Raw genomic sequence first — 11,378 nt, 5'->3', positions numbered from 1 at the left:
ACGACCGCGTTCGCGCAGCGCCCCGCGGATCGGCGTGTCCGGCCTTCCGTGCAGCGGGTCAGACCAGGTTGACCGAGCGGGCCGAGGCGGCGCCGATCTCGGCGGAGACCTCGGCCAGCACGTTCGCCGTCACCGTGTCGTCCACCGTGAGGACGGCCAGCGCCTCGCCGCCCACCGTGGCACGGGCGACCTGCATGCCGGCGATGTTCAGACCGGCCTCGCCGAGGATGCGGCCGACGGTGCCGACGACACCGGGACGGTCCTCGTAGCGCAGGACCAGCATGTGGTCGGCGAGGGCGAGGTCGACGTCGTACTCCCCGACCGCGACGATCTTCTGGACGTGCTTGGGGCCGGCCAGGGTGCCGGAGACCGACACCTCCTCGCCGGTGCCGAGCGTGCCGCGCACGGTCACCACATTGCGGTGCTCGGTGGCCTCGGAGCTGGTGGTGAGGCGGACCTCGACGCCGCGCTCCTGGGCGAACAGCGGGGCGTTCACATACGACACCGTCTCGTCGACGACGTCCTCGAACACGCCCTTGAGCGCGGAGAGTTCGAGCACCTTCACATCGTGCTGGGTGATCTCGCCGTAGACCTCGACATCCAGGCGCACGGCCACCTCACCGGCGAGCGCGGTGAAGATGCGGCCCAGGCGCTCGGCCAGCGGCAGGCCCGGCTTGACGTCCTCGGCGATGACACCGCCCTGGACGTTGACCGCGTCCGGGACCAGTTCACCGGCGAGGGCGAGGCGCACCGAGCGGGCGACCGCGATGCCCGCCTTCTCCTGGGCCTCGTCCGTGGAGGCGCCCAGGTGGGGGGTGCACACGACCTGGTCCAGCTCGAACAGCGGGGAGTCGGTGCAGGGCTCCTTGGTGTACACATCGAGGCCGGCGCCGGCGACCCGGCCCTCCTTCAGCGCCGCGTACAGCGCCGCCTCGTCCACGATGCCGCCGCGCGCAGCGTTGACGATACGCACGCTCGGCTTGACCTTGCGCAGCGCCTCGTCGCCGATGAGGCCGAGGGTCTCGGGAGTCTTCGGCAGGTGGACGGTGATGAAGTCGGAGACTTCGAGGAGCTCGTCCAGGGACAGCACCTTGACGCCCATCTGGGCGGCGCGCGCCGGCTGTACGTACGGGTCGTAGGCGACGACCTTCATGCCGAAGGCGGACATGCGCTGCGCGACCAGGGCGCCGATGCGGCCGAGGCCGACGACGCCGAGGGTCTTCTCGGCCAGCTCGACGCCCGTGTACTTGCTGCGCTTCCACTCGCCGTTCTTCAGCGCGGCGTTCGCCTGCGGGATGTTGCGGGCGGTGGACAGCAGCAGACCGCAGGCCAGCTCGGCCGCGGTCACGATGTTGGAGGTCGGGGCGTTGACGACCATCACGCCGGCCTTGGTGGCGGCGGACACGTCCACGTTGTCCAGGCCGACGCCCGCGCGGGCGACGACCTTGAGCTTCTTGGCCGCGGCGACGGCCTCGGCGTCGACCTTGGTGGCGGAACGGATCAGGATCGCGTCGACGTCGGCGATGGCGGGCAGCAGCTCCGCCCGGTCGGCTCCGTTGCAGTGCCGGATCTCGAAGTCCGGTCCAAGGGCGTCGACGGTCGCGGGCGAAAGCTCTTCGGCGATGAGTACGACGGGTTTCGAGCTCACGTGGGTCCTCACAAGTCCAATGCGGACGGCCGTCCCGACGGCCGCTGGCGGAGGGGTGCTAGCCGCGTGGAAGACGCACGACGCTGTGGGCCTGACGCGTATGTTGTGCAGCAGTCTAGTGGCGCCGCGCTCTTCGTTTTGCGCCGCTGCGGAAGGATCACCCGGACGGGGAACTCCAATGTGGAGTGCTGTCGGAGATCGTGGCGAATGGGGGCCGGAGCAGCATGCCCCGGCCCCCTGACGCGAGGCTTACGCCTCCTCGTTCACCCAGCTCATCAGCTGACGCAGCTGCTTGCCGGTGGTCTCCAGCAGGTGCTCGGAGTCCTGCTTCTTGTACTCGTTGTACTTCTTCAGACCGCCGTGGTACTCGTCCATCCAGTTCTTGGCGAAGGTGCCGTCCTGGATCTCGGCGAGGACCTTCTTCATCTCCGCCTTGGTGGCGTCGGTGATGATGCGCGGGCCGGTGACGTAGTCGCCCCACTCGGCGGTCTCGGAGATGGACCAGCGCATCTTCTCCAGGCCGCCCTCGTACATGAGGTCCACGATCAGCTTCAGCTCGTGCAGGCACTCGAAGTAGGCGATCTCCGGCTGGTAGCCGGCCTCGGTCAGGGTCTCGAAGCCCGCCTTGACCAGCGCGGCGGTGCCACCGCACAGCACGGCCTGCTCGCCGAAGAGGTCGGTCTCGGTCTCCTCGGTGAAGGTCGTCTTGATGACGCCGGCGCGGGTGCCGCCGATGCCCTTGGCGTACGACAGGGCCAGCGCGAAGGCGTTGCCGGAGGCGTCCTGCTCGACGGCGGCGATGCAGGGCACGCCGCGGCCTTCCTCGTACTGGCGGCGGACCAGGTGGCCCGGGCCCTTGGGGGCGACCATGCAGACGTCCACGCCGGCCGGGGGCTTGATGAAGCCGAAGCGGATGTTGAAGCCATGGCCGAAGAACAGCGCGTCGCCGTCCTTCAGGTTCCCGGCGATGGACTCCTCGTAGACCTGGGCCTGGATCGGGTCCGGGACCAGGATCATGATGACGTCGGCCTCGGCCGCGGCCTCGGCCGGGGTGACCACGCGCAGGCCCTGCTCCTCAGCCTTGACCTTGGACGTGGAGCCCTCGTGCAGACCGACCCGGACGTCCACACCGGAGTCGCGCAGCGACAGGGCGTGCGCGTGACCCTGGCTGCCGTAACCGATGACCGCGACCTTGCGGTTCTGGATGATGGACAGGTCGGCGTCAGCGTCGTAGAACAGCTCGGCCACTTTGGGTTCTCTCCCTATGTGTGCAGGTGGTGCGTCCCACCGTATGACGGTGGGCGGTGAGGTGGTTTCGGGGTCTCGGCATACGGGCGAGCGGTGCGACCGGCCGCCCGTACGCGTCCGCAGCGGGTGTTACGCGGATCGGTCCAGGGCGCGCAGCGAGCGGTCCGTGATCGAACGGGCGCCGCGGCCGATGGCGATGGTGCCGGACTGGACCAGCTCCTTGATGCCGAACGGCTCCAGCATCTTGAGCATGGCGGACAGCTTCTCGCCTGACCCGGTGGCCTCGATGGTCACGGCCTCCGGGGAGACGTCCACGGTCTTGGCGCGGAACAGCTGGACGATCTCCACGATCTGGGAGCGGGTCTCGTTGTCCGCGCGGACCTTCACCAGAACGAGTTCGCGCTGAACGGCCTGATGGGGTTCCAGCTCGACGATCTTCAGGACCTCGACCAGCTTGTTGAGCTGCTTGGTCACCTGCTCCAGCGGCAGTTCCTCGACACCGACCACGATGGTGATCCGGGAGATGTCGGGGTGTTCGGTGACGCCCACCGCGAGCGAGTCGATGTTGAAGCCGCGGCGGGAGAACAGGGCGGCGATCCGGGCGAGGATGCCCGGCTTGTTCTCCACCAGGACGGAGAGCGTGTGCTTGGACATGGTCTTTTTACGTCTCTCTCGCTCAGTCGTCTTCGCTGTCGCCGAAGTCGGGGCGGACGTCCCGGGCGGCCATGATCTCGTCGTTCGAGGTGCCGGCGGCGACCATCGGCCACACCATGGCGTCCTGGTGGACGATGAAGTCCACGACCACCGGACGGTCGTTGATGGAATTGGCCTCCTCGATGACCTTGTCCAGGTCCTCGGGGCGCTCGCAGCGCAGCCCCACGCAGCCCATCGCCTCGGCCAGCTTCACGAAGTCCGGCACCCGGGTGCCCCGGGCCTCGGGGTTGACGTCGTCGGGACCGCTGTGCAGGACGGTGTTGGAGTAGCGCTGGTTGTAGAACAGAGTCTGCCACTGGCGGACCATCCCGAGCGCGCCGTTGTTGATGACGGCGACCTTGATGGGGATGTTGTTCAGGGCGCAGGTGGTCAGTTCCTGGTTGGTCATCTGGAAGCAGCCGTCGCCGTCGATCGCCCAGACCGTGCGCTCGGGCCGGCCGGCCTTGGCGCCCATGGCGGCCGGGACCGAGTAGCCCATGGTCCCGGCGCCGCCGGAGTTCAGCCAGGTGGCGGGCTGCTCGTACTGGATGAAGTGCGCGGACCACATCTGGTGCTGGCCGACGCCCGCCGCGAAGATGGTGCCCTCGGGGGCGAGCTGTCCGACGCGCTCGATGACGGCCTGCGGGGACAGCGAGCCGTCCTCGGGCCGGTCGTAGCCGAGCGGGTAGGTCTCGCGCCAGCGGTTGAGGTCGTGCCACCAGGCGCTGTAGTCGCCCTGGTGGCCCTCGCTGTGCTCCTTCTGCACGGCCTGGACCAGGTCGGCGATGACCTCGCGGGCGTCGCCCACGATCGGCACGTCGGCCTCGCGGTTCTTGCCGATCTCGGCCGGGTCGATGTCGGCGTGCACGATCTTGGCGTACGGCGCGAAGCTGTCCAGCTTGCCGGTGACGCGGTCGTCGAAGCGGGCACCGAGGGCGACGATCAGGTCGGCCTTCTGCAGCGCGGTGACGGCGGTGACCGCACCGTGCATGCCCGGCATTCCCACGTGCAGGGGGTGGCTGTCGGGGAATGCGCCGAGCGCCATCAGGGTGGTGGTGACGGGCGCTTGGGTGAGTTCGGCGAGGACCTTCAGCTCGGCGGTGGCCTTGGCCTTCAGGACGCCGCCGCCGACGTAGAGGACCGGCCGCTTGGCGGCGGTGATCAGCTTGGCCGCCTCGCGGATCTGCTTGGCGTGCGGCTTGGTGACCGGGCGGTAGCCGGGCAGGTCCATGACCGGCGGCCAGGAGAAGGTGGTCTTCGCCTGGAGGGCGTCCTTGGCGATGTCGACCAGCACCGGCCCTGGACGCCCGGTGGAGGCGATGTGGAAGGCCTGCGCGATGATCCGCGGGATCTCCTCGGCCTTGGTCACCAGGAAGTTGTGCTTGGTGATCGGCATGGTGATGCCGACGATGTCCGCCTCCTGGAAGGCGTCCGTGCCGATCGACTTCGAGGACACCTGGCCGGTGATCGCGACCATCGGCACCGAGTCCATATGGGCGTCGGCGATCGGGGTGACCAGGTTGGTCGCGCCCGGTCCGCTCGTCGCCATGCAGACGCCGACCTTGCCGGTGGCCTGGGCGTATCCCTCGGCCGCGTGGCCCGCGCCCTGCTCGTGGCGGACCAGGACGTGGCGCACCCGGGTGGAGTCCATCAGCGGGTCGTACGCCGGCAGGATCGCGCCGCCGGGAATTCCGAATACCGTGTCCGCCCCGACCTCTTCAAGGGAGCGGATGAGGGACTGCGCGCCCGTGACGTGCTCGACGGGGGCGGAGTGTCCGCCGGATCGGGGCCGGGGCTGCGGATGATGGGCCCCGGTGGCCTGCTCGGTCATCGGCTTCTCTTCTCGATGCTGAGGGTTTTTGCGAGGTTCGGGCGGAGTTCGTCAGTCGTACGAGGGTCACTCGTGCAACAAAAAACCCCTCGTGCCGTGAGGCAAGCGAGGGGAGCGCGCCGGTGAGGGTCGCTGGGGATTCCGGATCGCATTCCGGTGGGTCCCAGCTCAGCCGACGCGCTGTCCAAGTACGAGAATTCGGGTGCGCATGGCACTGACCCTCCCCCCGGGGCGCACCACGTGTCAAGTGGGTGGGACGGGCGTCTCAGAATGTGAGCGAAGGGCACTGCTGCCTCCGAAAACAGCGGGTACTCCTCCGGTGTACACCCCCGTGGCACCCAGCCGCCCCTGTGTTTCCCGCACTCTGCCCGCGAACGCCGGTTCGGCCGGCACATGGGGCCCGCTCGATGTGCGCGGGCCGGTCCCGGCATGGGCTCCGCCCGAGGCGTGCGCCCCGGCCGGCGCGTGCGCTCCGGCCGCCGCGTGTGCTCCCGTTCCGCTGTGCGGCACCGGGCAGGACCCGGCGCCGAGCGCCCGGCGCAGCCGGTACTCGTCCAGCGGACCGGAGAACGCCGCGCCGATGCCATGGGTGCAGCCCATCGCGCGCAGCGCCACCGCCTGCTCGGGCAGGTCCACGCCCTCGGCGACGGACTGGAGCCCGAGATCGCCCGCGATCCGCAGCAGCCCACTGGTGATCTTGTGCAGCCGCGCGGAGTCCACCACGCCCTCGACCAGGCCGCGGTCGAGCTTGAGGATGTCCACGGGCAGCCGCCGCAGCGCGGCGATCGCCGCATGGCCGCTGCCGAAGCCGTCCAGCGCGATCCGCACCCCGAGCCGGCTCAGCGCGGTCAGCCGCCGCTCCAGCTCGTCGAGACCGAGCCCCGGATCGGTGTCGGACAGCTCGATGACCAGGGCTCCGGGCGGCAGCCCGTATCTGGTCAGCAGTGCCTCCACCGAGCCGGGCGGCAGCGAGCGGTCCAGCAGCCGCCGGGCGCTCATCCGCACCGCCACCGGTACGACGAGCCCGCTCGCGGCCCGCTCGGCGGCCCCCGCCACGGACTCCTGGAGGATCCAGCGGTCCAGCTCGGCCGTCTTGTCGCCGTCCTCGGCCACCCGCAGGAACTCGGCCGGGGTGAACAGCACCCCTTGCGAGGACCGCCAGCGGGCCTGCGCCGAGACCGCCGTGATCCGGCCGTCCTCCAGACACACCACGGGCTGGTGCAGCAGCGCGAACTCCCCGTCGTGCAGCGCGGCGCGCAGCCGGGTGGCCAGCTCCGCCTTGCGTACGACGTCCTGCTGCATCTGCGGCTTGTACAGCTCGACCCGGCCCTTTCCGGCCGATTTCGCGCGGTACATCGCGAGGTCGGCGTTGCGCAGCAACTCGCCCGCGCCGAGGCCGGGTTCGGCGAAGGCGACGCCGATGGAGGCGTTGACCCGGACATCGTTGCCGTCGATCGCGTAGGGCTGGGAGAGGGTCATCCTGAGGCGGTCGGCGAGCTCCAGGATGTTGCGCTCCCGGGCGGCACGGTCATGGGTGCCGTCCCCGACGATCAGGGCCGCGAACTCGTCGCCGCCGAGCCGGGAGGCGGTGTCGCCCTGGCGGACCGCGTCCTGGAGTCTTCGGGCGGCCTGGACGAGGAGTTCGTCGCCGGCCTGGTGCCCGATGGTGTCGTTGACGGCCTTGAAGCCGTCGAGGTCGATGAAGAGCACCGCGGTGCCGCGCAGGGCGGCGCCCCGGTCGGTGGCCCGGCGGCCGGACAGGGCCTGCTGGACGCGCCGGGTGAACAGCGCGCGGTTGGGCAGGTCGGTCAGCGGGTCGTGCTCCGCGTTGTGCTGCAACTGCGCCTGGAGGCGCACGCGTTCGGTGACGTCCCGGCTGTTGAAGATCAGGCCGCCGTGGTGGCGGTTGACGGTGGACTCGACATTCAGCCAGCCGCCCCCGCCGCCGGAGCGGAAGCGGCACTCGATACGGGTGGTGGGCTCCGTCAGCGGGCTGGCCGCGAGGAAGCGGCGCACCTCGTGCACCACGCAGCCCAGGTCCTCGGGGTGGATCAGGGCGGCCAGCTCGGTGCCCACCAGGTCCTCGGCGGGACGGCCGTAGACCCCGGCGGCGGCCGGGGAGACGTAGCGCAGGATGCCGTTGGGCGCGGCGATCATGATGACGTCGCTGGAGCCCTGCACCAGGGAGCGGAAGTGGTTCTCCTTCTGGGCCAGTTCCTGGGTGAGGGCGATGTTGTCCAGGAGCATGATGCCCTGGCGGATCACGAGCGCGAGCACGACGCAGCCCGCGGTGATCAGCACGACGTGGTCGGGCCTGCGGCCGTTCAGGACGTTGTACAGGATGCCCAGGGTGCATACGGCGGCGGCGAGATACGGGGTGAGCGCGGCGAGCGAGCCGGTGATCGGGCGGCCGGCCGGGTAGCGGACGGAGTCGGCACCGGCGGGAAGGGCCGGGTCGGTGCGGTCGGGTGCCGGGAGCGGCCCGTGCGCGGCGCCCGGGAACGCGCTGTCCCCGGTGTCCTGGAGGCGGCTCGGTTCCGGGTCCGGGTACGCGCCGTGTCCGGAGCCGTCGTACGCGTCGCGCTCGGCCCCTGCGGACACGTCGTGCCCGGAGCCTGCGTCCTGCCCGGAGCCCGGGTCCCGGCTGTGCTCGGCACTCGGGGCGGGCGCGGACGGGGCGGGCGCGGACGGTGGCCGATGGCCCGCGGCGCGCGGCGCGGGCAGGTGCCCGGAGGCCGCACGGGTGGGCCCGTCCGGCGTCGGCGCGCTCCCGGCCCGGGGTGTGGCCCAGGGGGCGTAGGCGAGCAGCAGCGAACCGGCGAACCAGCCCGCGTCCAGCAGCTGCCCGGAGCGGTAACTGGTGTGCAGCAGCGGCGAGGTGAACAGCGCGTCGCACATCACGGTCAGGGCGAGCGCGCCGATCGCGGTGTTCACGGCGGTGCGATTGCCGGGCGCGCGCCGGAAGTGCAGCGCGAGCACCATGCTGACCAGCGCGATGTCCAGCAGCGGATACGCCAGCGACAGCGCGGTGTGCGCCACGCTCGGCCCGTCGAACCGGGCCGCCTGGGCGAGCGCGAGGCTCCACGACAGGGTGAGCAGCGAACCGCCGATCAGCCAGGCGTCCAGCCCCAGACAGATCCAGCCGGCCCGGGTCACCGGACGGCTGGCGAGCACCAGCAGGCCCACGATCGCGGGCGGCGCGAAGCACAGGAAGAACAGATCGGCGTACGACGGGCTGGGCACGGGCCGGCCGAGCACGACCTCGTACCAGCCCCAGACGGCGTTGCCCAGGGCCGCCATGGCCGAGGAGAGGCCGAACAGCAGCCAGGCCGGGCGGTAGCGGACCCGGGGGCCGCGGGCGTAGAGGAAGCAGGAAACGGCTGCGACACCGGCCGCGGCGCTGAGCCCGAAGTCGCCCATGACCAGCGCGATCTCGTCCGTACCCCAGTCGAACGCGGCGCCGACGGCGTACGCCGCGCAGACGAGGGCGAGGACGAGCTGTTCGGAGGCGCGGGTGCGCCCGACGCGGACCCGTCCGCGCGCCGGCGGGTCCTGGTGCGGGTGCGGCGCGCGCACCTCTGCGTGGACGGTGGTGGTCGGCGTGGGCGCGCTCACCGGGGCCTCCCGGTGGGTGACGCGCCCGCGTCCCGCCGCACCCGGCGGACCGGGTGCGCGTGCCTGCGGGGGCCGGCCGGCCGGCGCGGGTGGTGGCTGTGGTGAGCGGTGTGGTGGCCGCGTCTGACCGCGGCCGTGCGCCAGGGCCGCCGTCGGCGGCTCCAACGCGTCGGATCGTTCGTCCATAGGCCGTGCATCGCCCGTCGCCCCCCTCACAAGATCTGAAATGTCATCCCCGGCGCCGATGTAGGCGGCGCTGCCCCTGTCGGGACGATACACCAGGTTCGTCACTCAGGGACATAGCTTCTCTACGCTCCGTGACGACCAGCGGCGATGCGGGCACGGGCCGCGTCCGAGAGGTCGCGGAGGGTGCCGGAAAGGGCCTAACGCCCGTTCGTTCCCGGGGTGTCCGGGCCCTCCGGATCTGTTCCGGCCGGATCTTCGGGGGCCGTTCCCACCGGCTCCTTCGGGTGCTGCCCGGTCGTCAGGATCACGTTCCGCAGCGGCTCGTGGTTCACGAACCGGGTCAACTGGTCGACCAGCAGCCGCCGGGCGCGCGGCAGGAAGGCCGACGTGGGTCCGCCGACATGCGGGGTGATCAGTGCGCCGGGGGCCTTCCACAGGGGGTGGCCGGGCGGCAGCGGCTCGGGGTCGGTGACGTCCAGGGCGGCCAGGATCCGGCCCCGCTCCAGCTCCGCGAGCAGCGCGTTCGTGTCCACGACCGGCCCCCGGGCGACGTTCACCAGGAGGGCCCCGTCCTTCATCCGGGAGAGGAACTCCGCGTCCACCAGACCGTGGGTGGCGTCCGTGAGAGGGGTGGACAGAATCACGACATCGGCTTCCGGAAGCAGAGAGAGCACATCGGCGATCGGATGCACGAGACCGCGCGCCGTGGTGCGCCGGGAGCGCGCGACGCGCGCCACCCGCGCAAGCTCGAAGGGCGTGAGCCGGTCCTCGATGGCGGCGCCGATCGAGCCGTAGCCGACGATGAGCACGTTCTTGTCGGCGAGCGCGGGCCGGAACACGCCCTGCCAGCGCTCCTGTTGCTGGGCCCGCACGAAGTCCGGGATGCCGCGCAGCGCGGCCAGGGTCAGGGTGAGCGCCAGCTCGGCGGTGCTCGCCTCGTGCACCCCCCGCGCGTTGCACAGCCGTACGCCCGGCACGATGGCCGAAAGCCGCGCCGTGATGTCGTCGACGCCGGCCGTGAGGGTCTGGATCACCCGGACATTGCTCAACTGCTCCAGCGGGCGCACCTTGACCGGCCACCGCTTCATGTACGGCACCACGTACATCACGCAGCGCGCCGGGTCGCCCGGAAACTCCTGGTCGCCGTCCTCGCCCCCGTCCCAGAACAGGTACCGGAGGCCCTCGGGCAGCCCCTCGATCTCCTCGGGCGGAAGCGGAAGCCATACGTCTGCGCTCATGGTCAGGAGGCTATGTCAGGTACGCGCGGTGCAGAGGTTAGGTTGGGGGTCAGGCTAGGGGAGGTTCCGGAGCAGGTGGAGCGCAGGACGATCGGCGCGGGGGCGCTCGCGGTGGGGGCCGTCGGACTCGGGTGCATGCCGATGAGCTGGGCGTACAGCACCTCGCGGCAACGGGGCGACGAGTCGGTGAGATGCGTGCACCGGGCACTGGACCTGGGGTCGAGCCTGCTGGACACCGCGGACATGTACGGCCCGTTCACCAACGAGCTGCTGCTCGGGCGGGTGCTGAGGGAGCGGCGGGCGGACGCGTTCGTCTCCACGAAGGTGGGGCTGCTGGTGGGCGAGCAGCACATCGTGGCCAACGGCCGCCCCGGCTATGTGAGACGGGCCTGTGACGCCTCGCTGCGCCGGCTCCAGACGGAGGTGATCGACCTCTACCAGTTGCACCGCCCCGACCCCGAGGTGCCGATCGAGGAGACCTGGGGGGCGATGGCGGAGCTGGTGCGGGCCGGGAAGGTGCGGTCGCTCGGTCTGTGCGCGCTGGGCGCCCGCGGCGGCCGCCGCTCGGGCACCGGCCTGTACGACGGCACACTGCGCCAGTTGCAGCGGGTGCAGCAGGTGTTCCCGGTGGCCGCGGTCGAGGCGGAGCTGTCGGTGTGGTCCCCGGAGGCGCTGCGGACGCTGCTGCCGTGGTGCGAGGCACGGGGGGTGGGCTTCCTGGCGGCGATGCCGCTGGGCAACGGCTTCCTGACCGGCACGCTCACCCCGGGCGAGGGCTTCGAACCGGACGATGTGCGCGCCCGGCACCCCCGGTTCACCGCCGAGATGATGGCGGCCAACCAGCCGATCGTGGCCGGTCTGCGCCGGGGTGACCTGCGGGCCGTGCCGGCGGGCGACGCGGCGCAGACCGGCCACGATC

At 71.2% G+C, this 11,378-nt stretch carries 7 protein-coding genes; 1 reads left to right on the top strand and 6 read right to left on the bottom strand.

Going from position 1 to position 11,378, the window contains the following annotated elements:
* Nucleotides 1-58: 58 nt before the first annotated feature.
* The 6 genes from serA to CCN72_RS32365 form a co-directional block, all read right to left on the bottom strand.
* Nucleotides 59-1,648, bottom strand: a complete 1,590-nt coding sequence (serA, locus tag CCN72_RS32395; protein ID WP_085566695.1) for a phosphoglycerate dehydrogenase — start codon at nt 1,646-1,648, stop codon at nt 59-61.
* A gap of 249 nt (nt 1,649-1,897) precedes the next feature.
* Entirely contained in the window at nt 1,898-2,896 is a 999-nt protein-coding gene (ilvC, locus tag CCN72_RS32390) for a ketol-acid reductoisomerase (RefSeq protein ID WP_085566694.1), read from the bottom strand.
* Between the two features lie 129 nt (nt 2,897-3,025).
* Nucleotides 3,026-3,550 carry an acetolactate synthase small subunit gene (gene ilvN, locus CCN72_RS32385; protein WP_037657258.1) on the bottom strand — a complete coding sequence of 175 codons (525 nt, stop codon included), beginning with the start codon at nt 3,548-3,550 and terminating at the stop codon, nt 3,026-3,028.
* A 22-nt stretch (nt 3,551-3,572) separates the two neighbouring features.
* On the bottom strand, nt 3,573-5,420 hold the full coding sequence (locus CCN72_RS32380) for an acetolactate synthase large subunit (protein WP_085566693.1): 1,848 nt from the start codon (nt 5,418-5,420) through the stop codon (nt 3,573-3,575).
* Nucleotides 5,421-5,663: 243 nt separating this feature from the next.
* The gene (locus CCN72_RS32375) at nt 5,664-9,035 is read right to left on the bottom strand and encodes a putative bifunctional diguanylate cyclase/phosphodiesterase (RefSeq protein WP_167408738.1); all 3,372 of its coding nucleotides are present in this window, start codon (nt 9,033-9,035) and stop codon (nt 5,664-5,666) included.
* Nucleotides 9,036-9,418: 383 nt separating this feature from the next.
* Nucleotides 9,419-10,459, bottom strand: coding sequence for a 2-hydroxyacid dehydrogenase (locus tag CCN72_RS32365; RefSeq protein WP_086811759.1), 1,041 nt, complete (start codon nt 10,457-10,459; stop codon nt 9,419-9,421).
* A 75-nt stretch (nt 10,460-10,534) separates the two neighbouring features.
* On the opposite strand from CCN72_RS32365, the gene CCN72_RS32360 reads away from it, so the two are divergent.
* A partial coding sequence (locus tag CCN72_RS32360; RefSeq protein ID WP_107430213.1) for an aldo/keto reductase occupies nt 10,535-11,378 on the top strand: 844 nt, incomplete at its 3' end.

The organism is Streptomyces murinus (assembly GCF_002154555.1).
Classification (GTDB): domain Bacteria; phylum Actinomycetota; class Actinomycetes; order Streptomycetales; family Streptomycetaceae; genus Streptomyces; species Streptomyces murinus.
This window is presented reverse-complemented; position numbering and strand designations above follow the sequence as displayed.